At 68.0% G+C, this 21,423-nt stretch carries 24 protein-coding genes and 2 pseudogenes; 6 read left to right on the forward strand and 20 right to left on the reverse strand.

Features of this window, described 5'->3' with window-relative positions; genetic code table 11:
- Positions 1-18: 18 nt before the first annotated feature.
- The 3 genes and pseudogenes from ACX1D3_RS02825 to ACX1D3_RS02835 form a co-directional block, all read left to right on the forward strand.
- Entirely contained in the window at positions 19-327 is a 309-nt protein-coding gene (locus tag ACX1D3_RS02825; RefSeq protein ID WP_458995471.1) for an AbrB/MazE/SpoVT family DNA-binding domain-containing protein, read from the forward strand.
- Positions 324-635, forward strand: coding sequence for a hypothetical protein (locus ACX1D3_RS02830; protein ID WP_458995472.1), 312 nt, complete (start codon positions 324-326; stop codon positions 633-635). The genes ACX1D3_RS02825 and ACX1D3_RS02830 overlap by 4 nt, the downstream gene beginning before the upstream one ends.
- 148 nt (positions 636-783) lie before the next feature.
- A pseudogene (locus ACX1D3_RS02835) lies at positions 784-1,065 on the forward strand (substrate-binding domain-containing protein); the annotation flags it as partial.
- Positions 1,066-1,103: 38 nt separating this feature from the next.
- On the opposite strand, the gene ACX1D3_RS02840 reads toward ACX1D3_RS02835, so the two are convergent.
- From ACX1D3_RS02840 to ACX1D3_RS02880, 9 genes are all read right to left on the reverse strand, one after another.
- A complete protein-coding gene (locus ACX1D3_RS02840; protein WP_458995473.1) occupies positions 1,104-2,015 on the reverse strand; it encodes a carbohydrate ABC transporter permease in 912 nt (303 codons plus the stop codon).
- Complete coding sequence (locus ACX1D3_RS02845) at positions 2,012-2,926, reverse strand: carbohydrate ABC transporter permease (protein ID WP_458995474.1); 915 nt, start codon at positions 2,924-2,926, stop codon at positions 2,012-2,014. Before ACX1D3_RS02845 ends, ACX1D3_RS02840 begins: the two co-directional genes overlap by 4 nt.
- Before the next feature lie 68 nt (positions 2,927-2,994).
- Positions 2,995-4,359: an ABC transporter substrate-binding protein gene (locus ACX1D3_RS02850; RefSeq protein WP_458995475.1), complete on the reverse strand. Its 1,365-nt coding sequence runs from the start codon at positions 4,357-4,359 to the stop codon at positions 2,995-2,997.
- Between the two features lie 26 nt (positions 4,360-4,385).
- A complete protein-coding gene (locus ACX1D3_RS02855) occupies positions 4,386-6,500 on the reverse strand; it encodes a beta-galactosidase (protein ID WP_458995476.1) in 2,115 nt (704 codons plus the stop codon).
- Positions 6,501-6,581: 81 nt separating this feature from the next.
- The gene (locus tag ACX1D3_RS02860; RefSeq protein WP_458995477.1) at positions 6,582-7,601 is read right to left on the reverse strand and encodes a LacI family DNA-binding transcriptional regulator; all 1,020 of its coding nucleotides are present in this window, start codon (positions 7,599-7,601) and stop codon (positions 6,582-6,584) included.
- Between the two features lie 104 nt (positions 7,602-7,705).
- Positions 7,706-8,473, reverse strand: coding sequence for an LmeA family phospholipid-binding protein (locus ACX1D3_RS02865; protein WP_458995478.1), 768 nt, complete (start codon positions 8,471-8,473; stop codon positions 7,706-7,708).
- Positions 8,460-10,703 (reverse strand): MMPL family transporter, encoded by a 2,244-nt coding sequence (locus tag ACX1D3_RS02870; RefSeq protein ID WP_458995479.1) that lies wholly within the window; start codon positions 10,701-10,703, stop codon positions 8,460-8,462. The genes ACX1D3_RS02865 and ACX1D3_RS02870 overlap by 14 nt, the downstream gene beginning before the upstream one ends.
- Positions 10,700-11,251 (reverse strand): hypothetical protein, encoded by a 552-nt coding sequence (locus tag ACX1D3_RS02875; RefSeq protein WP_458995480.1) that lies wholly within the window; start codon positions 11,249-11,251, stop codon positions 10,700-10,702. The genes ACX1D3_RS02870 and ACX1D3_RS02875 overlap by 4 nt, the downstream gene beginning before the upstream one ends.
- 218 nt (positions 11,252-11,469) lie before the next feature.
- Complete coding sequence (locus ACX1D3_RS02880) at positions 11,470-11,766, reverse strand: nucleotidyltransferase family protein (RefSeq protein WP_458995481.1); 297 nt, start codon at positions 11,764-11,766, stop codon at positions 11,470-11,472.
- Between the two features lie 469 nt (positions 11,767-12,235).
- Between ACX1D3_RS02880 and ACX1D3_RS02885 the strand changes: the two genes are divergently transcribed.
- Genes ACX1D3_RS02885 through ACX1D3_RS02895 form a run of 3 tightly spaced genes read left to right on the forward strand, consistent with a single transcriptional unit; the run spans position 12,236 to position 14,036 of the window.
- Positions 12,236-12,535 (forward strand): helix-turn-helix domain-containing protein, encoded by a 300-nt coding sequence (locus ACX1D3_RS02885; protein WP_458995482.1) that lies wholly within the window; start codon positions 12,236-12,238, stop codon positions 12,533-12,535.
- Positions 12,532-13,785 carry a type II toxin-antitoxin system HipA family toxin gene (locus tag ACX1D3_RS02890; RefSeq protein ID WP_458995483.1) on the forward strand — a complete coding sequence of 418 codons (1,254 nt, stop codon included), beginning with the start codon at positions 12,532-12,534 and terminating at the stop codon, positions 13,783-13,785. Before ACX1D3_RS02885 ends, ACX1D3_RS02890 begins: the two co-directional genes overlap by 4 nt.
- A gap of 59 nt (positions 13,786-13,844) precedes the next feature.
- Positions 13,845-14,036 carry a hypothetical protein gene (locus ACX1D3_RS02895; RefSeq protein WP_458995484.1) on the forward strand — a complete coding sequence of 64 codons (192 nt, stop codon included), beginning with the start codon at positions 13,845-13,847 and terminating at the stop codon, positions 14,034-14,036.
- Here ACX1D3_RS02895 and ACX1D3_RS02900 read toward each other — a convergent pair.
- The 11 genes and pseudogenes from ACX1D3_RS02900 to ACX1D3_RS02950 all read right to left on the reverse strand — a co-directional run bounded on the left by ACX1D3_RS02900 (position 14,019) and on the right by ACX1D3_RS02950 (position 21,422).
- Positions 14,019-14,423, reverse strand: a complete 405-nt coding sequence (locus ACX1D3_RS02900; RefSeq protein WP_458995485.1) for a hypothetical protein — start codon at positions 14,421-14,423, stop codon at positions 14,019-14,021. The two genes, ACX1D3_RS02895 and ACX1D3_RS02900, sit on opposite strands and share 18 nt — an antisense overlap.
- Before the next feature lie 605 nt (positions 14,424-15,028).
- Complete coding sequence (locus ACX1D3_RS02905; RefSeq protein ID WP_458995486.1) at positions 15,029-15,391, reverse strand: type II toxin-antitoxin system death-on-curing family toxin; 363 nt, start codon at positions 15,389-15,391, stop codon at positions 15,029-15,031.
- Positions 15,388-15,591, reverse strand: coding sequence for a CopG family transcriptional regulator (locus ACX1D3_RS02910; RefSeq protein WP_458995487.1), 204 nt, complete (start codon positions 15,589-15,591; stop codon positions 15,388-15,390). Before ACX1D3_RS02910 ends, ACX1D3_RS02905 begins: the two co-directional genes overlap by 4 nt.
- A gap of 493 nt (positions 15,592-16,084) precedes the next feature.
- Entirely contained in the window at positions 16,085-17,041 is a 957-nt protein-coding gene (locus ACX1D3_RS02915) for a DMT family transporter (RefSeq protein WP_458995488.1), read from the reverse strand.
- Entirely contained in the window at positions 17,038-17,625 is a 588-nt protein-coding gene (locus ACX1D3_RS02920) for a TetR/AcrR family transcriptional regulator (RefSeq protein ID WP_458995489.1), read from the reverse strand. The genes ACX1D3_RS02915 and ACX1D3_RS02920 overlap by 4 nt, the downstream gene beginning before the upstream one ends.
- Positions 17,626-17,662: 37 nt before the next feature.
- Positions 17,663-17,881, reverse strand: coding sequence for an aldo/keto reductase (locus ACX1D3_RS02925; RefSeq protein WP_458995490.1), 219 nt, complete (start codon positions 17,879-17,881; stop codon positions 17,663-17,665).
- Complete coding sequence (locus ACX1D3_RS02930; RefSeq protein WP_458995491.1) at positions 17,878-18,312, reverse strand: cupin domain-containing protein; 435 nt, start codon at positions 18,310-18,312, stop codon at positions 17,878-17,880. Before ACX1D3_RS02930 ends, ACX1D3_RS02925 begins: the two co-directional genes overlap by 4 nt.
- 47 nt (positions 18,313-18,359) lie before the next feature.
- Positions 18,360-19,054: pseudogene (locus ACX1D3_RS02935) on the reverse strand (aldo/keto reductase).
- Positions 19,009-19,335: an aldo/keto reductase gene (locus tag ACX1D3_RS02940; protein ID WP_458995492.1), complete on the reverse strand. Its 327-nt coding sequence runs from the start codon at positions 19,333-19,335 to the stop codon at positions 19,009-19,011. Before ACX1D3_RS02940 ends, ACX1D3_RS02935 begins: the two are co-directional and overlap by 46 nt.
- Positions 19,336-19,380: 45 nt before the next feature.
- Positions 19,381-20,385, reverse strand: a complete 1,005-nt coding sequence (locus ACX1D3_RS02945; protein ID WP_458995493.1) for an aldo/keto reductase — start codon at positions 20,383-20,385, stop codon at positions 19,381-19,383.
- A 50-nt stretch (positions 20,386-20,435) separates the two neighbouring features.
- Positions 20,436-21,422, reverse strand: coding sequence for an aldo/keto reductase (locus ACX1D3_RS02950; RefSeq protein WP_458995494.1), 987 nt, complete (start codon positions 21,420-21,422; stop codon positions 20,436-20,438).
- Position 21,423 lies beyond the last annotated feature (1 nt).

The raw sequence follows: 21,423 nt of genomic DNA on the forward strand, positions 1-21,423 counted from the left end.
ACGGCGTATCATGGGCGCATGAGCGCACCCACCACACCCCGGTACCTCGGCATCCAGGGCCGAGGCACCATCGCGCTGCCCGCCGACGTCAGACGCCGCCTGCACCTGGACGAGCCGGGCGCGCAACTGGAGATGACCGAGAGGGACGACGGCGTCATCGAACTCCGCGCAGCGCTACCTGTCCCCGCAGATCAGCTCTGGTTCTGGACCGAGCGCTGGCAGGAGCGCGAGCGCGAGGTGGACGAGCACGTCGCCGCGGGCCGCGTGACGCGGCACGAGTCCACCGAGGACTTCCTCGACCACCTTGGCCGCCTCGAGGAACAGTGAGATTCGAGACCACGCCCGCGTTCGACAACGACGTCCGGCGGCTCAAGCGCGAGCATGCCGCGGACTTCCGGGCCATCGTGAAGGAGAGGTTCGCCCCGGCGTGCGATGCCTACGCCGCTGATCCGGCCACGCCGTGGCCGGCCTCCCTGCGCGTGAAATCCGTGCGCGCCGCGCCCGGCATCCTGGAGATGACCTGGTCGTTTGCCAGCCACGACGGGCGGGCCACGTTCGAGTTCGTCACGGTCAACGGCGAACTGCTCTGCCTGTGGCGCCGGGTGGGCGACCACGACGTGTTCAAGCACCCGTAGACAGCGGACGACGCAACCCGGCTCTGGCGTTAGTGAGTGCGCCGATGGAGGGCCTTGTTGGGCCTGATAGGGCCCCGGCCGCCGACGCCCGGAGCGGCTACGCGACGTACCGCCGCAGCACGTCGACCCAGGCCCGGTAACCGGACCCGTTGAGATCGCGCTGGCCTGCTACAACGACGACGTGGCCCTCACCATGCTGTCGGCCGCCCGGGCGCTCGGCTTCACGGTGCCTGAGGATGTCGCGGTGATAGGGATGGACCACACGCCGCTCTCCCACGTCTCGATCCCACCGCTCACCACCATCGAGTACGATCTCGCGGCCGCCGCCCGCTACGCCATCGTCGGACTGCTGCGCTCACTCGGCGCGGGGACCCCCACCGTCACCCCGTCACCGGCCGAGCTCCACCTGGTCGAGGGCGGGACGGTCTGACCCCGTCGGTTGACGTACGGTGACGCATCTGACGACGACTACTCCTTGACGCCTCCGGTGGCCAGCCCGCTCTGCCAGTAGCGCTGCAGGAACAGGAAGGCGATGATCAGGGGCGTGATCGCGACCAGCGACCCGGTGATCACCGTCGAGAACAGCGCCTGAGACCCTGATCCGCCGCTGGCGGCCTGGCTCTGGAAGGCCAGTCCCACAGTGAGGGGGTACAGCTCGGAGCTGGACAGCATGATCAGCGGCAGGAAGTAGTTGTTCCAGGTGGCCACCAGGGCGAAGAGGAAGACGGTGACAAGCCCGGGCCCGAGCAGCCGCAGCCCCACTCTCCAGAAGATCGAGAACTCCCCGGCGCCGTCGACGCGGGCGGCCTCGAGCAGCGAGTCCGGGACAGCGTCCTCCGCGTAGACCTTCATGAGGTAGACGCCGAACGGGCTGACGAGCGACGGGATGATCACCGCCCACGGCGTGTTGGTGAGCCCGAAACCGGCGAACAGGAGGTACGTCGGGAGCGCCAGGGCAGTCATCGGGATCATGATTGCGCCGAGGACGACGGCGAACATCGCGTTCTTGCCCGGGAAGTCGTACTTGGCGAACGAGTAGCCGGCCATGGTCGCAAGCACAGAGGCACCCACTGCGCTCACACCGGCATAGAGCACGGTGTTCCAGATCCACCGCACATAGATTCCGTCGGATTGGGTGAACACGTCCACCAGGTTCGGCCAGAGGTTCATCGCAGTGCCGAACCAGAGGCCGAACGTGGTGAACAGGTCGCCGTTGTCCTTGGTGGAGGAGATGATCAGCCACACGATCGGCAGCAGGAAGTAGGCGGCCAGCGCCCAGAGCATCACGGAGAGGACGGTGGACTTGCGTCGGCTGAAGTGCTGCCGGCGTCGGGGGGCATCGACGGCCCGCTGAGGTTCATCGAGGGTGGTGGTGCTCATCGGCTGCCCGTTCGGTTGGCGCCCAACTGGACGACGTAGGAGATCACTGCAATGAAGAGGCCCAGAGCGAATGCCATCGCCGCGGCGTAGTTCACGTCCTGGTTGATGAACGCCTGGTTGTAGGCGTAGAAGTTCGGCGTGTATGCCAGATCGATCGCCGCGGGATTGAGCACACGCATCAGGCTCGGTTCGGTGAACAGCTGGAAGGTGCCGATCACCGAGAAGATCAGCGTGAGCATGATGGCGCCTCTGATGGCGGGGATCTTGATCCTCAAGGCGGTCTGGAACTGGTTGGCCCCGTCGATGGCAGCCGCCTCGTACAGCTCGGTCGGGATGGAGCGGAGGGCCGCGAACATGATGATCATGTTGTAGCCGACGTACTCCCAGGTGACCACGTTCATCATGGAGCCCAGGATGTTGTCCGGGCTGAGCAGCTCAGGCGAGCCCAGGCCGACGGCGCGCATGGCCTGCGCGATCGGCCCGAAGTCGTCGCCGTAGAGGTAGCCCCACATCAAAGCAGCCACAACGCCCGGAACCGCGTAGGGCATGAACGCGATGAGCCGGACGGCCCGCTGCCCACGGACCAGGCCGCTGTCGAGGGCGAGGGCGATGAACAGCGCCAATCCGAGCATGATCGGCACCTGGACGATCAGGAACAGCCCCATGCGCAGTAGCCCGGTGAGGAAGGCCGGGTCGGTGAAGACTCGGACGTACTGGTCGAGACCGGCGAATGTGACGCCGCCGATGAGGGACGACCGGAACAAAGAGACGTACAGCGCGTATGCCAGCGGCACGAGCAGCATGAGGACGAAGACGATCATGAACGGCGCGACGAGCGCGTACGCGGCGCGGCGACGGTGGCGGGTGACCGCAGTGATCCGCGGCCTCGCCGGCGCGATGGTGGTAGACATGAGAGCTCCCAGGGTGGTGGACAAGAGGGGCGGGGGGACACCGGACAGGAGTCCCCCCGCCGGCTACGTCACTTGGTGACGGTGAAGCCCTGCTGGGCGGCGTAATCGGTGAGGCTCTTCTCCCAGGCTGCGGTCGCGCTCAACAGGTCACCCTTGTCAGAAATGGCCTTTCCGACCGTTTCCACGAACTGTGCATAGGTGAAGTCCATGAACGGCAGCCATCCGAAGTCCGGCGTGACGGTGTCCGAGATGTCGGCGAACAACTGGTTGACGTTCTGCCCCCCGAAGAACTCGGCCTTGGTGTCTGTGAAGCGCGGGTCGGTGAGGGTGGCCTTCGTCGTGGGGAAGAAGAACTGCTTGTTGGCGAACATCAGCGTCGAGTCGATGTCGGTGTTGATCCACTTGGCGAGTTCGTAGGCGGCGATCGGATTCTTCGTGGGCGACATGACGGCGTTCGTCGACCCGCCCCAGTTGCCGGACACGTCGAGGGAGGCGTCCCACTGCGGGATGCGAGTGGCTCGCCACTTCCCAGAGGTCGTGGCCGCCGTCCCCTGCAGGAAGACCGGGCCCCAGGCGGCCGTGAGCCAGTTGGCGTACTTGCCGTTGGCCAGGCCCTGGTACCAGGTGTCGTTCCAAGCGGGATCGAGCGCGACGAGGTCGTTCTGGACCAGGCGCGTCCACATGTCCATCACCTTGACGACGTTCTCGTCGCCCGTGAGGTTGATGCGGACCGACTTGTCGCCGTCGAACCCGAACGGGCGGGCGCCCGCCTGCCAGTAGAAGCTCGAGAACTGTCCCGCCTCGTTCGGCGAGAGGCAGGTGATGTACGCGCCCTTGGAGCGGACGTTCTCGGCTGCTGCCTCGTAGTCGGCCCAGGTCTTGATGGCCTCCCCATCGACACCGGCGGCGTCGAAGAGGTCGGTGCGGTAGAGCGAGCCCAACGGTCCGGAGTCCTGCGGGACGGCCCAGATCTTGCCGTCGAGCGCCACCTGCTTCCACACCCATTCGACGAACTGACTCTCCAACTCGGCCGCGCCGTACGGGGTGAGGTCGAGCAGATTCTTGGTCACGGTGAAGGACTGGATGTGCTGGAACTCCACCTGCGCCACATCGGGGACGCCCTGGCCGGCCTGCAGAACGGTGCGCATCTTCTTGTAGTGATCGGCGCCCTGACCGACGTTCTCGACCTTGACCTTGATCTTCGGATAGGCCTTCTGGAACAGATCGACCTCTGCCTGGATGTCGGGCACCCAGGTCCAGAAGACGAGCTCGGTCTCCGTGTCGAGCGCGGCGGCGCGCTCCTCATCGGTGATGCCTGGGGAAGACGACGACGGCGCCGCGGTCTGGCCTGGCGTGGGCGAGCAGGCGGCGAGGGCGGCGACGCTGCCGACCGCCAGCGATGTCCCCAGAAGGGTGCGACGGGTGAGTGGCATGGGGTACTCCTTGTGTGGTGGTTGGACTACTTGGCGGTGAAGATGAGTGATTGCCAGCTGGTGAGTTCGATCTCGACGCCTGCCTCGGCGCCCAGATCCTGGGTGAGTTCGACCATGTCCGCCGGCGGGGTGACGCGCGCCGTGGTCCCGGACCAGTTGTGGACGAAGTAGTAGCGCACGCCCCGGGCGACCCCCGAGAGCACGGTCACCGAAGGATCCCTGGTCCAGGCTCCGGTGAGCGGAGAGGGAAGGAGGTGGCGCATCAGATCCGCCGCCAGGTCCCGGTTCGGCACCGTCCCGACGTACGTGATCCAGCCCTCGCCATGGGGGGCGGTGGTGACGGTGGGGTACTCGCCGAAGACGGGATGGTCGTAGCGCGCCAGGACCGTCGCCCTGTCGTCCGCGACGACGCCGTCGGCCCAGTGCAGCGCTGCCGCCCCGTCCGACAGGTCCATTCCCTCTCCCCGCACCCCCAGCGGCTCGAGGAGAGTGGTGAACTCGTCATAGCTGACACCTGCAGGTTCACCGACGACGTCGGGAGCGACGGGGACGCGGGCGCGCGCCTCCTCGTCGCCGTAGCCGGTCCGGATGCCGAGGACGAGATGCCCGCCGGCGGCTGCGTAGTCACGCAGGCGCTCCAGCTGCTGCGTGGTCGCGGTGTAGAACCCCGCCGCGACGAGCACCGGGTGCTGGGCCACGAGTTCCTCGACGGACAACCGGTCTGCCTGCTCGGCGTGGAGCACCCGGACCTGGGCGTCGGCATCGCACGCACCGCCATGGAAGGCGTTGACGACGTCGTGGTAGGCCGCCGGGTTCGTCTTGATGAATCCCCCGACCGACCCCGCGACACCGGGCGCGAACGGGGGTTGGAAGGACAGGGCGTACTTCGAGTCTGTGGCGTACAGCAGCGTGACGTCGGCATCCGGGACGTAGCCGTCGAGTCGATCGCCCAGCTTGGCGAGGATCCGGCCCAGCTCAGCGAGCTCCCGGTAGACCCTCCCCGGCCGCTGGCTGTGCGGTAGGACGCCGCCCCAGTAGGTCTCGGTGCCGAAGTGGTTGGTGTGCCAGTGCCAGTACTCGATCATCGCGGCCCCCCGCGCGACGAGAGCCAGGCCGGCCTGCTGGAGCTGGCCCGGGTAGGGCGGGAGATTGAGGCTGGACGATCCGATGGCCTGGGCGTTGGTCTCGGTGACCAGGAACCGCGCCTGCTTGGCGCCGTACGAGCGGTCGGCCAGTTCCAGGAGGCCGTTGGTGCCGGTCCGCATCCAGACGTCGGGGCGTGACAGGCTCTGCGTCCTGGCGAGATGGTCCTGCATGGAGTAGTAGGGGTTGGTGGCCGTGACGTCGAGCCGCTCGTTGAGCTGTCGCTCATCCGCCGCGGGACGGTCCAGCGCGACGCAGGTGGTGACGAACTGCCCTGTCCGGGCGTATTCCCGGACGATGTCCGCCTGCCAACCGATGAACTCTGAGATGCATTCGGCCTGAAAACGACGCCAGGCGAGGTCGTACTGCGGCTGGGCGTTGCCCTCCGGAGTCCACAGCTCGCGCCAGTCGGAGAGTCGGTGGGACCAGTACACCAGGCCCCACTCCCGATTCAGTTGCTCGACGGTGCCGTACCGGTCCTTCAACCACTCGATGAACCGCTCGAAGGTGCCCCTGTTGTGCAGGAGGATGGGCCCGGGCTCGTTGTCCACCTGGAATCCGATGACGGCGGGGTGGTCTGCGTATCGGGCGACGACCTTGCGGATGACTCGCTCCGCGTGGAACCGGAATCCCGGATGGGTGACGTCGACCTCCTGACGAGCGCCCCACGGGTGACGCTGACCGGACGCGGTCTCCCCCGCGATCTCCGGGTAGGCATTAGCCAGCCACGGTGGCACTGCATAGGTGGGCGTGCCGAGGATCACCCCGATGCCGCGGGCGTGAGCGCCGTCCAGCACCGGCTGAAGCCAGTCCAGCTCGAAGACCCCGTTACGCGGCTCCCACGTGGACCACACCGACTCCCCGACGCGGATCACGGTGAAGCCCGCCTCACTCATGAGGTCCAGGTCCCGGTCCAGCGTGTCCCCCGGTTGATACTCCAGGTAGTACGCCGCACCGAACCGGATTCCGCTCGGTTTGTAGATCGACGACGATGTCATGTGCCCGCTCCTTCGCAAGTGTTACCGCTCAAATTTTGAGCGGTAACACTTTGGATGTCAAGGGGCCGGGCGGTGGTTTCTTCAGGAGCGCCTGGGCTGCGCCGTGGACTCCCGGACCACCAGGCGGGCCGGGTAATGGAAGGGCGGCGAAACGAACCCCTCGTCGATCCTGCTCAGGAGGGAGTGGAGCAGGCGGCGGCCCAGGCCCTGCGAGTCGACCTGGATGGTCGTGAGGGGTGGAGTGTAGAACGCGGCATCCGGCACACCGTCGTACCCGACGACGCTCACATCACCGGGAACGCTCAGTCCGTTTCTCCTGAGCCAGTGCATCGCTCCGAGGGCCATTGAGTCGTTCGCCGCCACCACGGCGGTGATCTCTGAGCTCATGATGCCGACGTCGGCGTCGAGGTTCTCCATGGCGTCGAACCCGGACTGCGCCGACCAGTCCCCCTCGCCCTCTGCGACGTTGGTCAGCCCACGGGCGGCTGCCACGGTGCGATACGCCAGCGTCCGACCTAGCGCCGACCGCCACCCGGTGGGGCCCGCGACATGGGCCAGTCTCTGGTGTCCGAGGTCTGCCAGGTGATGAATCAGTGCGCCGAAGGGATGGGAGCCGGAGTCGTCATCGGCCGCCTCAAACTCCACCGGGCACCGGATCGATGCAGCCTTGACCCGCTCCAGCATGGCGTCCGACGGCGCGATCACGACCAGGCCGGCGAGCTGCATCCGGGTGAGGGTGTCCACCGCACCCTCGATCGAGAGGGGATCCTGGCCGTCGATGGCCAGGATGTCGAACATGTAGCCCGCCTCCCGCGCAGCGGCCGCCGCGCCGTTGACGAGCATCTGCGGGGAGCGTTCGTCAAGGTCCGAGGCGAGAGCGCCGATCCGCCTGGAGCGGTTGGTGGCCAGGAGTCGAGCCGACTCGTTGGGACGATAGTCGAGGTCTTCCAACGCCTTGCGCACCCGATCCCGGTTGGCCGGCTTCAGCTGGGCTCCGTTGAGATACCGCGCCACAGTCTGGTGCGACACCCCGGCCACCCTGGCCACGTCGTAGACCGTGGCCGCCTTGGCGCCCACGGTCGAAGTACGAGAGTCAGGCATGCGTCAACTCTATGGCTCCGCGTGGCACGGTTCTGGTTCCCCTAGCGTCATTGGGATCGGTCTGGCTGCGGGGGGCTGCCTCACCGCGCGGTTCGGCGACCCCCTCACTGGACCAGGCGGACGTTGTCTCCCGTGAGGTTGGCGCGGAAGCCGTCGTCCACCACCTCCACGCTCCGCAGGACGACCCCGTCGGGCAGGCCCTCGATGCGGTGCTCGAACGTGATCAGCTCGCGCACCAGACTCCCCAGCAGGTCTGAGATGAATCTGGGCCCACCGATGTCGATGGAGGTCGGCACCATCACGAGCGTGCCGCCCACCACCGTGACCGTCCCGGTGGCGCCGACGGGGAGGCTGCGTCCCAGGGCCTCCACCTCGGTGTCGACGCGCACCTCACCCCCGTCGGCTGCGCTCAGGGTGGCGTTCGGGCCGATCTCAGCGGCCACGACGTGGAACGGGACCGTGGCCGTCAGGTCGAGGTGGCGGGCGACGAGTCCGTTCGGCCCCGAGGTCACGTCGGTGCCGCTGCCGACGACGTCGTAGAGCGGCGTTCCCGCGGCGAAGACCGAGCCGGCGGTCAGCGAGATGTCACCGAGCCAGACCTCGTCCTCGGCGAGGCCGGGAGGAGGGGTGGCCCCGGTGACCGGTCCAGCCGTCGACGAGGCCGACGGGGTGTCGGTCGGCGTGACGGCTGCGCCGTCGACCGGCCGCGTGATCGACAGCCAGAACAGCAGCAGCGCCACGGCCATGATGCTGAGCATTCCGAGGGCGCCGATCGCCCAGTCGAGGGCGCGCGACCGTGGGGGTCGACGCGACGGCGGCGCAGGATAGCCCCCACCATCGGAGTGGACCGGGCCCTGGTCAGGAACTTGCACGGGTTCTCCTCACACGGGTGCGCCTCTCGCGCTGCAGGATGCCGGACGGCCAGCTGCTCACCGGGCCCACCAACGTGATCAGCGACGGCACGAGCAGCGCGCGCACGACGAACACGTCGATCAGGATGCCGACCCCGAGCAGGAAGCCGAGCTCGCGGAACGGTCCCAGCGGGACCAGGGCCAGGAGCCCGAAGCTGGCGGCCAGCGCGAGCCCCGCTGAGGTGATCGCTCTCGTCGACTCCGGGGTCGCGACGAGGAGCGCGTCCTTCAGCGACCGGTTGCGGGCCTCCTGCCAGACGTGCCCGACGGCGAAGATGTTGTAGTCGGACCCGAGCGACAGCAGCAGCACCGAACCGGCGAACGGGACGTAGAACGTCAGGTCGTCCTGCCCGAGGTAGTCCTGGAAGAACAGCACCGACAGGCCCAGCGTCGCCCCGAGCGCGAGCACGCTCGACGCGAGGAGGTAAAGCGGGGCGACCAGCGCCCGCAGGAAGACCACCAGGAGCAGCAGGTTCACGGCCAGCGCGACGAGCCCGATCCGGAGCAGGTCGTTGGTGGTGTCGGCGATGATGCCCGAGGCGAGTGCGGTATCGCCGGCCACGGCTGCGGTGACCTCGCCGAGACCCGCGTCGGCGGCGAGCTGCGGGAGTGCGGCCTCGACGCGTGCGAGCGTCTCGATCGCCGTCGCCTCGAGGGGGGTGCTGTCGAGGATGACGAGGAAGCGGACGGCGTCGCCCGACTCGGCGGTGAAGGCGCCGACGTCGTCAGCGGCGGGGAGGTCGCCGGGGCCGATCACGCCCGCCACCCCGTCTTGAGCCTCCAGGGCCTCGCCGAGCTGGGCGACCTCGTCGGTCTTCTCCCCCACTCCCGGTCCTTCGAACACGATCTCGGTCGGGGAGATGATGCCCGGGGCGAAGCCCTTGCCGGCGGCATCCGCCGCGCGCTGCGCGCTTGTGGTCTCGGGGAGGGACTGGACGAATCCGAGGCCGAGGTCGAGGTTGCGCGCGTGGTACGCGCCGAAGCCCAGGCCGGCCACGCACAGCAGCACCAGGACGAAGGCGGAGCCGCGGTGCGCGACCGCCCGGGTGAGAAGGGAGGGCCGCTCGCGCACCTTCGCGGGTTCGGCGACGAGGGTGCGCGGCCAGAACGCGGCCCGGCCGAGGATGGCGAGCAGCGCCGGGACGAGGGTGATCGCCACCACGAGCCCGGTCAGGACGGTGAGCGCGAGCGCCGGCCCGAACCCGCTGAAGAGTGGGGACTCGGCGACCAGCAGCGACGCCGTCCCCGCCGCGACCGTCACGCCGGCGACGGTGACGATCGGCGTGAACGACGCGGTGGCCAGGCGGGCCGCCTCGAGGCGGTCGTGGCCTTCGCGGAGCCGGGTGCGCAGCCCGGAGAGGTAGAAGATGCAGTAGTCGGTCACGATGCCGAGGAGGAGCGCGACGATGAGCGGCCGCAGGTCGGCCGGGATCGACACGTCCATGACGGTCGCGGCCCACCCGGAGACGCCGAGCGTGACGAACACCGCCGCGCCCACCGAGATCAGAGTCAGGGCCGGCGCCATCAACGAGCCGAACGTGAGCGCCACGATCGTCAGCACCGCCAGGACGGTGGCCACCTCGACGATGTGCACGTAGGAATTGAGGACCAGCCCTTGGGCGGCGCGCGCCGGGATCGAGCCCGTGACGCCCACGTAGGCGTCGGAGGCGTCCGTGAGCTGCTCGGCCGCGAAATCCTCCACCACCTGGGTCTGCTGGAAGAAGTTCAGCGTGGGGTCCGCGAAGACGAAGGTGACCACCGTCGTGTTCGTCTCGCCTGCGCCGGGGAACGCTCCCTCGGCGTTCGGCACCGGGATGGCTCCCAGGAGCTCCGTGTCGTACTTGCCCTGGTTGATGGCGATGCCACGCATGACGGCCTCGGCCTGGACCAATGGGGGCAGCCCCTCGGGGTTGCGCTGCACGATCGCCGCCCGGCTCAGGAGGGGGAATCCGAACAGCTCCATCGAGCGCTGCTCGGCCGCGAAACTCGCGTCGTTGGCCCCCAGGGCTTCGATGTCGTTGGCGGAGCCCTGCATGGGCGGAAGCAGCACGGTCGCCGCGACGGCCGCGGCCACCCATCCGACGACGATGACCCATCTCAGCGCCACGACCACTCGGGCGTAGCCGTACCAGAGTGTCGCCATGAAGCCGCGGCGGGGCTCCGCCTCGACCGGCGCAGGCGCCTCGTTCATGACGTGGCGCTGGGGCTGGGGTTGGCGCCGGAGCTGGGCTCGGGGCTCGCGCTGGGCTCGGGGCTCGCGCTCGGGTCTGCGGTGGCGTCAGGGCTGGCGCTCGGCTCCGCGGAGGGTGACTGACTGGTCTGGGGGTCCCTCCCCGCCTGGGCCAGGCACTCCTCGGATGCCCCGTCGGCCGTCTCGCGGGCGTCCTGCAGACGGTCGAGGGTCTCCTGCAGGGCGCGCGCGTCCTGCGCCTCCGCTCCCCTGGCGAGCTCGTCGACGGCGTCGTCGACCACGAGGTTGTACTCGGCCGCGCGGATGCAGGCGTCGGACACGGCACCCGGCTCCGACGTCGAGTCGTCCGCCGACGGCGACGGCGACGGCGTGGGGCTGGCGCTGATGATCGACTGCGCATCCAGTGGGGTCGCCCACCCGATGCCCAGGAGGAAGACGCCCGCAGCTGTGGCGAGCGCGATCCCCGCCAGGAGCCCGATCAGGAGCATCACCCCACCGCTGAGTGAACTCCCGCGGCGCGAGGTGCTCCGGTGCTCGTCAACTGTCATCGATCCTCCTGGTGCAGGGGGCCGCACCCGGCCCGGCGGGGCACAGCTGTACTGCGATGCTAGTTGTCGGGCGCGCATCGAACGGGCTTTCGTGCAGGTTGAGGACGTCGCGCGGGCTCGGCACCGCACAGCAGCCGTGCTCTCAGGCCCCCTGCGGACTGGAGCCCGGGTTGTTGAGCGTTAAGTGAGGTGCGTGTCCCGACGTGGGATCCAGCAATTCACGCCGCGACATAGACCGGCTCCGCCTCCAGGAGTACGTGTTCACGCAATGCAGGGTGTAGGGCCCTTCGAGCCACCAGATCAACCCTGCGCCTGAACACGACAGCCAACTCGTCCGACAGGTCCTCGATCTCCCAACCCAGGCGCGCACCAGGGGCGAGCGTGTACAACAGGTCGATATCGCTGTCGGCGTCAGCCTGGCCACGCGCAACTGACCCGAACACCTCCAGCGAGGAGATCCCATACCGCTGGCATATGTCGCGCAGCCGTTGACGATCAGGCCCAGCGATCCCCACTGCGACCCCTCCCCTCGAACCAATGCCAACAATTCACGGCGGACGCGGAAGGTCAGGGTGCAACCGGCGCCTAACTGCGGTCACGAAGGCGTTCGGCTAAGGAGTAAATCCGTGGAGCATAGGGACTCGAACCCCTGTCCAAACGCGTTTGACTAGGAGTTTACTGCATAGTGGGCCGCGTCGTGCTACCGATGTGCTACGAACAAGCCCCGCATAGCAGCCTGCGCCCGTTAGGCGTCCACCGGGCCATTCACTACCCGGTCCTTCCACCTCGCGAGCGTGCGTGCAGAACATCGTTCTACATCGGTGCGGCGCCCGGAGGGTGGCGACTCAGCCTTGGGGCGAAGAGCAGGCGCGACTCGGACGCCGCTGGAGGATGGCTGTCGTTGATGTGCCAACCGATAAAGGTCGATATCCTGACCGTTAACTGATACAGTGCTCATGATCGAGACCCTTAAGGAGCTGCCTCATGGTACGTCCGACCTCAGCCCGCACACGCATCGCTGCAGAGACCATCGGCGAGCACCTGCTTGCCTGGCGCAAGCTCCAAGGTTTGACGGCTGCGCAGGTCGCAGAGCGGGCTGGGATCTCACGAGGGACCCTGCGCAAGGTAGAGACCGGCGAGTTGGGCGTCGGCCTTGAGGCCTTCCTAAATGTCACAAAAGTGCTTGGCGTGCTGGACTTGCTTGTTCAGGCAGTCGACCCTTATGAGACGGAGCTCGGGCGCGCGCGCGCAGATCAAGCCCTCCCACAGCGGGTCCGGCCATGACCTCGACCCCAGCCTCGCTCGACGTCAGCACGACAGTCAACGGTGAGCAGGTGTTGGCGGGGACGGCGCATTTCACCCGGCGCCGAGGCACGTTGTCGACAACCTTCAGGTACGCCGACAGTTATCTAGCCAGCCGGGGTGCCTATCCGATCGACCCGGCCCTCAGCCTGTATGCGGGCGCACACGTCAGCGCCGGCCTTCCTGGCGCCTTCTCCGACTGCGCGCCAGATCGATGGGGCAAGAACCTCATCACAAAACGGATGCACGCGCTCGCCGCCCGTGAGAACCGCCCCGCCGTGGGACTCTCGGACGTCGAGTTCCTCATAGGTGTCAGCGACCTGACACGTCAGGGCGCGCTGCGTTTTCAAGCGGGACCGAACGAACCCTTCTTGGACCCCGACCCGGAGGTCCCCAAGCTCGTCGAGCTACCGCGTCTGATGCGCGCCGCTGACAGCGTCGCCCGCGATGGAGGCGCCGACCTCGCAGCGATCAAAGTGCTGCTCGACGCCGGCTCGGGGTCTCTGGGTGGCGCGCGTCCGAAGGCCTCTGTGCGCGACGGCGATCGATTGCTGATTGCGAAGTTCCCTCACCCCGGTGACGAGTGGGACGTCATGGCGTGGGAAAGGACTGCTCTTGACCTCGCCCAGCTCGCCGGAATACGGACCCCTCGCACCAAACTCCTGCGTGTCGACGGGGCCAGCGTGCTGCTCCTTGATCGGTTCGACCGCCAAGGCGCGCTGCGCGTGCCGTACATCAGCGCCATGACACTGCTCGGCGCACGAGACGGAGACGTGCACGACTACACCGAGATTGCGGAGACGCTGGTCGATCACGCCGTCGCACCAAAGGAGGACCTCCGTGAACTTTGGCGTCGGATAGCGTTCTCCATTGCGATCCACAACACTGACGACCACCTGCGCAACCATGGTTTCCTGCGTGCAGGTGCGGGTTGGATCCTGGCACCGGCTTTTGACGTCAATCCCAATCCAGACCCGGGAACCCAGCGTGTCACCGGTATCGGCGGTGCGCGCGCACGGGTCGACGAGGTTGGAGCCCTGCTTCGCTACGCGGACGTCTTCGACATAAACGCCCAACAAGCGCAGTCGGTGCTAGGCGAGGTGGCGAGCGCAATCGAGAGGTGGCGGGAGGTCGCGGCGCGGAACGGCGTCATCTCGACGGAGATGGCACGTTTTCACGCAGCGTTTGACGGGGGGCACAAGGCCTTGGTCCAAGCCATCTCGCACATCTAAGCCACGGTGAAAGGCCGGAGGCACACAACACGGCTCGCTCGTCGTCGATGCTCCTCCCAGTGTTCCCTCTGCTCCTTGTCATCGTCGTCTTCTTCATCATGGTCCTCATCACCATCTTCATGACGCTGATTAGCAAGGCCCGGCCGCCCTCATCAACGCATGGCTCACCACTGCCCCAAGTGCCAGGCGGCCTCGATGTCGGGATGCTGTCCGGGGTACCTGTGCAGTCGCCCTCATCTGCCGCGCTGTGAGCGGTCGGACATGTCGGATCGCTCGGGATGGTACCGGTAGGCGTGCAGGGCATAGGGCTGGCTGCCCGGTGTGGCGAGGACGAGGGTGCCGAACCCCTGATGTGAGACCGACGCGTAGGGCACGCGGTCGAGTGGGGCCGCGACCAGGGCGTCACTGAGGTCGGCGACGATGTCGCGCCACCGCCAGTCGGCCGCCTCGCGGATGAGTTCGAGGCCCCGGTCACTGACGCTCAGGTGGCTGACTTCCAGCCTCGCCTGGTTGTAGTTGGTCGAGAACGCCGATCCGCGGTGCTCGGCGTCCTTGATCATGATGGCGCTGGCGGCCTCGGCGCCGACCCAGAAGCCGGCATACCCCCAGCCCGTGGAGACCTTGAGCTTGCCCGCCATGACCGGTCAGCCACCCCAGGCCCACGTCGAGGGCGCGGGCGTCCACCGGCGGACGGACGACGATGTTGGCATACAGGGCGCGGGTATCCCAGTCGCCGCGCGACCACATCGGTGGTGCCGCGACCCCGGCCCCGGTCAAGCTCCCCTCGATCCCGGCGGCGGTCAGGCGGTTGGCGAGCTGCACGATCCACGGGTTGACTTGCTCGTCCAGTCCCTCAATGAGCAGCATCCAGCCCTGCGGGCCCAGGAACCAGCCACCGTTGTCCGGACCCTCCTCGACAGCGGGCAGGGCGGAGTCCAGGACGGCCCCGTCCGCTGCTTCGTCTTGAGGAGCAGGTAGTTCGTGCCCTCGCCGCCCAGGGCCTCCGCCGTCCGGGCGATCCCCCTCCAGTTCACGTCGACCCTGCCACCATCCTGCCCACGGCGGCTGGCGAGCGCGAACCGAGGCCAACGGCGCATCATCAAACACCGCCCAGCTCAGATAGAGGCAGGCCCAGCCTCGCTGCGGGCGAGAGCGGCTTGCCGATCATCCGGATCTGATGGGTTCTACCGAGTGTCTGGCTGCACTTGGCCCGTGGGTCGATGGGCGCTTGACTGCACCGTGGTCAGTGCCAACTGGCAAGTTGGCTGGCGGCGTCCTGGTAGCCCGTGGCTCCCGACGCGAGCGCGACCACCAGGTCGTAGGCGTCGTCATCTGGTGCGGCCAGCGCGACGTCGTTCAGGCCGTAGAACACGACCACGGCAAGCCACCCCAGCCGCTTGTTCCCATCCACGAGCGCGTGGTTCCTCACCACCGACTCGAGGAGAACCGCGGCCTTGGTGTCCAAGTCCGGGTAGGCGTCGCGGCCGAACACCGTCACGTGCGGCCTGTGGACAGCCGAATCGAGCAGCCCGATGTCGCGAACCGGCCCCACGCCGAGGTCGGCGACCAGCGTCAGGACGTCCTCCAGCGTGAGGTATTCGATCACTGGCCGAGGCGGTCGAGCAGATCTGCGTAGCGCTCACGGGCGGCGGCGGACAGGCGGCGAACCTTGTCCTCGCGGACGTGGCGGGCGGCGGCCTCTCTGATCGCCCGGACCGTCGCTTCCTGCTTGCTCACACCCTCGGCTTCTGCGAGGAGAGCAAGGGCCTTCTCGTCCTCGGGTTCCAATCGCAACGTCATGGCCATGGTGAAATGCTACCACCTTGGTATCACTCGCACACGGCCGCTCTTAGCCCGGTTCCTCACCCCACCAAGGTTCTGTGACCACGACCTCATATTGGGGGGACAGAGCGGCTCGAGTCCGATCAAGCAGCTGCATGCCTTCGAGCAGCCAGTCCGGATCGCCTTCGCCATCGAGGGTGGATATTGCGCTCAGGTAGAGCCGGTGTTCCGCTGTGTGGTGAGCCAGTGTTCCGGTCGGAGGTGAGCCGCTGCGACGGGCCCCTTCCGCGTGACCAGGAGAAGCGCTGCGAGCATCACATCAACATCAGGGCTCACACTCGGGTCGTGGACACGGCGGGCTCGATCAGGTGCAGGAGAGCGAATAGACGGTGCCCCACCACCAGCTCTCGTGATCTCGGACGAGCCATTCCGGCGAGCGTCAAGAATCGGGTCTGGGCTCGCTCACGAGATGCCCACCTAGACCACGCATCTTCGCAACAGGTCGGGTCGAAGATGGTCATCTCGCGCTGTGGAGACGAGGCTCAGCCTCGTCTCCAGGCAGTGTCGGGGCGGCCGGCTTCGGTCGTGCATTAGTCGGCGCGACGGCGAGGACGACCAGTACCGCGCCGATGATCGCGAGCCCAACCCAGCCGAGTGTGTCGAGCCGCTCTCCGACGACCAGTACGGCCAGGACCGTGGCGATGGCCGGCTCGGTCAGCGTCACCGTGGTCGCGGTGCTCGCCGACACCTTCGTCAGGCCGTAACCGAACAGCACGTAGCCGAGGAACATCGGCATCAGCGCCATGTACGCCGCCACCGCGAGGTTCCCGGGACCGTGCAGGATAGTGGCCCCGGTGACGGCGAGGACGGGCATGAGTAGCAGGCCTCCGAGCCCGAACACCGAGCCCATGGATGCGGCGCGGCCGACGCCGGAGCTCATCAGTCGATGCGCGGCCCACGAGTAGACCGCGTAGCTCAGCCCGGCGACGAGGCCGAGCCCGACGCCGGCCACGGTCTGCCAGACCGAGCTGCCGGCAGCGTCCATCTTCGAGGCGCACAGCAGGATGCTGCCCAGCACTCCGAGGCCCGCCGAGAGTAGCCACCACCGGCTGAGGCGGCGGCCGTCGACGACCCGCTCCAGGACGCCCGAGGCGATGGGGGCCGACGCCAGCGACACCACCGACCCGATCGTGACGCCGGCGAGGTGCATCGAGCTGTAGAACGCCAGCGGGTAGACCGCGACCGCGCCGCCGCCGATCAGGACGGTCTGCCACCGTGGCCGCAGCGCCGCGCACTCTGCCCTCAGAGCGGGCACGGCGATGAGGGCCTGCAGCAGCCCGCCGATCCCCAGCGCGGCCGCTCCGATCGCCAGCGGGCTCACCTCGGGGGCGAAGGTCGCCGCGGTGCCGGTGGTGCCCCAGAGCAGCGAGGTGACCGTGATCGCGACGAGCCCCGCGAGCCGGTCGCCCCTCACCGCGCCGAGACCAGTCCGGCGGCGATCGCCTTCGCGCGGACGAGCCGATCCGGCCCTCCCTCCAATCCGGCACGCGACATCGCTCCCTCCAGGAGGAACGAGCAGTGCTCGGCCAGGGCTGCCGCGGCGTCCTCGTCGACCAGCTCGCGCAGGTGCTCGGCCAGGATGGCCTCGACCTGCTCCTTGTGCTTGCGGACCTCGGTCCTGCCGGGTGATCCGACGGGCAGTTCCGCCGCGGCGTTGAGCAGGCCGCATCCGCGGAAGCCGTGGGCGTATCCCAACTCGGCGTGGTCGATGTAGGCCTCGAAGACCGCGAGCACGCCCTCGGCCGGAGTGGTCGCCTCCCCCTCGCGACGCCGGTACAGGCCGAGCCACTCCTCATGGCGAGCGGACAGGTACTCCTCGACCAGCTCCGCCTTGGACGAGAAGTTGTTGTAGAGGCTCATCCGCGCCACGCCCGCGTCCGCGGTGATCGTGTCGATCCCGGTCGCGGCGATGCCGTCCGCGTAGAAGCGCTCCGCCGCTGCCTCCATGATCCGCTGCCGGGCCGCGCCCCGGCGCTGCCCACTGTTCCTGCCGCTCATGGGGGCAGCGTAGATTAGGTAGATCAGTACACCTAATTTAGGCCACGATTGTCTGCAGGTAGCGGAGCAGCACGTGGTCGCCGCTGGCGCGCTCGTTGCCGTAGGCCTGGGCGGTGTCGATGTTGCGGTAGCCGATCCCGACGGCGGCGCGTACGGCTTCTAGGGCCTTGACGTCGTCGATGAACCAGGTGCCTAGCCCCAGCTTGGGAATGGTCACGTCGTTCGTCAATGTGTAGGGCTCGTCCAGGATGGTCATGCTTCAATCCCGTTCTTCGGCAGCTGGCCGTACACCTCGTCGGTGACCGACTCGAGCCATTCGTTGCTCACGTTCTCGCCGGGCGTGATGAAGGCCAGGTGGGAGAACCAGGAATCGGCCTTCGCCCCATGCCAATGCTTCGTCCCGGCGGGCACCCGGACCGCGGATCCGGGCTCCATGCTCATCGCTTCCTCGCCCTCGGCCTGGTACCAGCCCGAGCCCGCGGTGCACAGCAAGACCTGGTCTCCGCCGCCGTCGGTGCCATGGTGGATGTGCCAGTTGTTGCGGCAGCCCGGCTCGAAGGTCACGTTGCTCACCGGGACCGGCCCGTCGACGACCGGGGCGTTGTAGCTCTGCCCGATGAAGTACTGGGCGTAGGCGTCGTTGGTCGGCCCGAGCGGGAATGCCTGGTCGAACGCGATGTCTGTCATGGTGTTCTCCTTCTGTTCGTTCTGGTCGGTCGTTCTGGGGTGGTCGGTTACCACGCGTAGGACTGCGGCGCGACCCCGGGGCCGGGCCAGATTCGGTCCAGTTCCTTCAGCGTCTCGGCGTTTAGGTCCATGTCGAGCGCGTCGACGGCGGCCTCGAGCTGCTCCTTCGTCCGGGAGCCCGCGATGAGCGTGGACACCACCGGCTGGTGCAGCAGCCATGCCTGCGCGACCTCGGCAGGCGTTCGACCCAGTCGGGAGCACAAGGCCTCGTAGGCGTCGAGCTGGTCGGACAGCTCGGTGAACGCATCGCCGATCGCGTTGCGGCGCACGCCCTCGCCGCGCTTCGGCCTGCCGGCGAGCACGCCGCCTCCGAGGGGGCTCCATGGGATCAGCCCGATGCCGAAGTGCTGCAGGGCCGGGATGGCTCCTGCTCGATGGCACGGTTGGCGAGGTTGTAGATGCTCTGCTCCGAGACCAGGCCGAGGAAGTCTCGGTGCTGGGCGGTGAGCTGTGCCGTGGCGACGTCCCAGCCGGCGAAGTTGGAGGAGCCGACGTAGGTGATCTTGCCCTCGGCGACCAGCTGCTCCATGGCCTGCCAGTTCTCCTCGACCGGGGTGGCCCGGTCCACGTGATGCATCTGGTAGAGGGCGATGTGGTCGGTCTGCAGCCGTCGCAGGCTCGCCTCGCAGGCCCGCTTCAGGTGGTAGGCCGACAGCCGGCGGTCGTTCGGCCCGAGCCCCATCGGCTGGTAGGCCCTGGTGGCCAGGACGATCTGTCGCGGCGGCCGGACTTCGTCAACCAGGTCCCGATGATCTCCTCCGAGGTGCCGTATCCCTGGGCCATGTCCGGGGGCTGGGGACCGCCGTAGACGTCGGCGGAGTCGAAGAGGTTCACACCGAGCTCGACGGCCCGGTCCATGATCCCGAACGCCGCTGCCTGGTCGGTGGCGTCGCCGAAGTTCATCGTCCCGAGGCCGATGCGGCTAACGAGCAGGCCAGAGCGGCCCAGGTGCGCGTATTCCATGCGATTCCTTTGCTGTTAGCGGGTGCGGGTGGAAGACGGGTACGGTCAGCCGCCGGACGGGGTCCCGTAGCCGGTGGGTTCCCTCGGGGTGTAGCCGGCTTCGAGCCGTCCGGCTTCCTCGTCGGTGAGTACCAGGTCTGCGGCCGCGGCGGCGTCGGCCAGGTGGTGGGGCTTGGTCGCCCCCACGATGGGCGCGGTCACCTGCGGGTTGCGCATCACCCAGGCGAGGGCGACCTGCGCCATCGGCACGCCCCGCTCGGTGGCGATCTCTTCGACGGCGTCGACGACGGGCTTGTCGCGGTCGCCGTGCTGGTCGAAGAACCGCTCTGCGGCCGGGTCCTCGGCAGAGCGGGTCGTGGTGCCGGCCTGTCCGAACGGTCGGGCCAGGCGGCCCTTGGCCAGCGGGCTCCACGGGATCGACCCGACGCCCTGGTCGGCCAGCAGGGGGAGCATCTCGCGCTCCTCCTCGCGCTGCAGGAGGCTGTACTGGTCCTGCATGGACACGAACTCGGTCCACCCGTTCAGCCGGGCGGTGTACTGCATCTTGGAGAACTGCCAGGCCGACATCGACGACGCACCCAGGTAGCGGGCCTTGCCCGCCTTGACCACGTCGTGCAGCGCCTCCATGGTCTCCTCGACCGGGGTGTCGGGGTCGAAGCGGTGGATCTGGTAGAGGTCGACGTAGTCGGTGCCCAGTCGCTCCAGGGTGCCGTCGATCTGCTCCATGACCGCCTTGCGGGACAGACCCCGCCCGCCGGGGCCGTCGTGCATCGGGAAGAACAGCTTCGAGGCCAGCACGATCTCCTCCCGCGAGGACAGCTTGCGCATCGCCCGGCCGATGATCTTCTCCGACGTGCCGTGGCCGTAGACGTTGGCGGTGTCCCAGAACGTGATCCCCAGGTCCAGGGCCTGCCGCAGCAGCGGCTCGGACGCCTCGTCGTCCAGGGTCCACGGGAACCCGAGGGGATCGTTCGGATCGCCGAAGCTCATGCACCCCAGCACGATCCTGCTGACCTTCAAGCCGCTCGATCCCAGGCGCGTGTACTCCATGCCGTTCTCTCTCTTTCCTCTATCTCGCGGGCAGGGTCCGGGTGCGCGGTTCAGCGCCCGACCAGGCCGAGGTGGAACTCGTTGTAGCGGTCGCCGCGCACGCCTACCCGGGCGGCGAGGGCGTCCAGGTCCGCTTTCTCGTCGGCGGACAGGGCCACCTGGGTCGAGGCGGCGTTCTCCCGGATGCGTTCGGTGCGGCGGGTGCCGGGGATCGGCACGATCCACGGCTGCTGGGCCAGCAGCCAGGCAAGCGCGACCTGACCGGGAGTCGCATCCTTCGCTTCGGCGAGCAGTCGGACGTGGTCGACCAGCGCCTGGTTCGCGGCCCGGTTCTCCTCGCTGAACCGCGGGATGGTCGAGCGGACATCACCCTCGGTGAAGCTGCTAGATGTGTCGACGGTGCCGGTGAGGAAGCCCTTGCCCAGCGGGCTGAACGGCACGAACCCGATGCCCAACTCAGCGAGCGTCGGCAGGACCTCGGACTCCGGGTCGCGGGTCCACAGTGAGTACTCGCTCTGCACCGCGGTGACCGGATGCACGGCGTGAGCCGCGCGGATGGTCGAGGCGGACGCTTCGGACAGGCCGAAGTGCTTGACCTTGCCCTCGGCGACAAGCTCGCCCACGGCACCGGCGACGTCCTCGATCGGCACATCGGGGTCGACGCGGTGCTGGTAGAGCAGGTCGATGACATCGGTCCGCAATCGTTTCAGTGACTGTTCGGCGACGCGGCGGATCTGCTCGGGGCGGCTGTTCAGGCCGACGCTCTTGCCGTTCTGTATGTCCCAGCCGAACTTGGTGGCGATGACGACCTGGTCGCGGATCGGTTCCAGGGCTTCGCCGACGAGCTCCTCGTTGTCGTAGGGGCCGTAGACCTCGGCCGTGTCGAAGAAGGTCACGCCTTCGTCGAGAGCTGAGCGCAGCACCGTGATCATATCGTCGCGGGGGCCGGGGTTGGGACCGTAGCTCTGGGACATGCCCATCGCGCCGAGCCCGACCGCGGAGACCTGAAGGCCTTGTCCGAGTGTTCTGGTGTGCATG

The sequence above is a fragment of the Tessaracoccus yangjingae genome (assembly GCF_054483935.1).

Bases quoted from the DNA above. Each gene is read 5' to 3' on its own strand.
- ACX1D3_RS02825 (WP_458995471.1), top strand. From the start codon at position 19: ATGAGCGCACCCACCACACCCCGGTACCTCGGCATCCAGGGCCGAGGC.
- ACX1D3_RS02840 (WP_458995473.1), bottom strand. From the start codon at position 2,015: ATGAGCACCACCACCCTCGATGAACCTCAGCGGGCCGTCGATGCCCCC.
- ACX1D3_RS02845 (WP_458995474.1), bottom strand. From the start codon at position 2,926: ATGTCTACCACCATCGCGCCGGCGAGGCCGCGGATCACTGCGGTCACC.
- ACX1D3_RS02850 (WP_458995475.1), bottom strand. From the start codon at position 4,359: ATGCCACTCACCCGTCGCACCCTTCTGGGGACATCGCTGGCGGTCGGC.
- ACX1D3_RS02855 (WP_458995476.1), bottom strand. From the start codon at position 6,500: ATGACATCGTCGTCGATCTACAAACCGAGCGGAATCCGGTTCGGTGCG.
- ACX1D3_RS02860 (WP_458995477.1), bottom strand. From the start codon at position 7,601: ATGCCTGACTCTCGTACTTCGACCGTGGGCGCCAAGGCGGCCACGGTC.
- ACX1D3_RS02870 (WP_458995479.1), bottom strand. From the start codon at position 10,703: ATGAACGAGGCGCCTGCGCCGGTCGAGGCGGAGCCCCGCCGCGGCTTC.
- ACX1D3_RS02875 (WP_458995480.1), bottom strand. From the start codon at position 11,251: ATGACAGTTGACGAGCACCGGAGCACCTCGCGCCGCGGGAGTTCACTC.
- ACX1D3_RS02885 (WP_458995482.1), top strand. From the start codon at position 12,236: ATGGTACGTCCGACCTCAGCCCGCACACGCATCGCTGCAGAGACCATC.
- ACX1D3_RS02890 (WP_458995483.1), top strand. From the start codon at position 12,532: ATGACCTCGACCCCAGCCTCGCTCGACGTCAGCACGACAGTCAACGGT.
- ACX1D3_RS02900 (WP_458995485.1), bottom strand. From the start codon at position 14,423: ATGGCGGGCAAGCTCAAGGTCTCCACGGGCTGGGGGTATGCCGGCTTC.
- ACX1D3_RS02910 (WP_458995487.1), bottom strand. From the start codon at position 15,591: ATGGCCATGACGTTGCGATTGGAACCCGAGGACGAGAAGGCCCTTGCT.
- ACX1D3_RS02920 (WP_458995489.1), bottom strand. From the start codon at position 17,625: ATGAGCGGCAGGAACAGTGGGCAGCGCCGGGGCGCGGCCCGGCAGCGG.
- ACX1D3_RS02925 (WP_458995490.1), bottom strand. From the start codon at position 17,881: ATGACCATCCTGGACGAGCCCTACACATTGACGAACGACGTGACCATT.
- ACX1D3_RS02930 (WP_458995491.1), bottom strand. From the start codon at position 18,312: ATGACAGACATCGCGTTCGACCAGGCATTCCCGCTCGGGCCGACCAAC.
- ACX1D3_RS02940 (WP_458995492.1), bottom strand. From the start codon at position 19,335: ATGGAATACGCGCACCTGGGCCGCTCTGGCCTGCTCGTTAGCCGCATC.
- ACX1D3_RS02945 (WP_458995493.1), bottom strand. From the start codon at position 20,385: ATGGAGTACACGCGCCTGGGATCGAGCGGCTTGAAGGTCAGCAGGATC.
- ACX1D3_RS02950 (WP_458995494.1), bottom strand. From the start codon at position 21,422: ATGCACACCAGAACACTCGGACAAGGCCTTCAGGTCTCCGCGGTCGGG.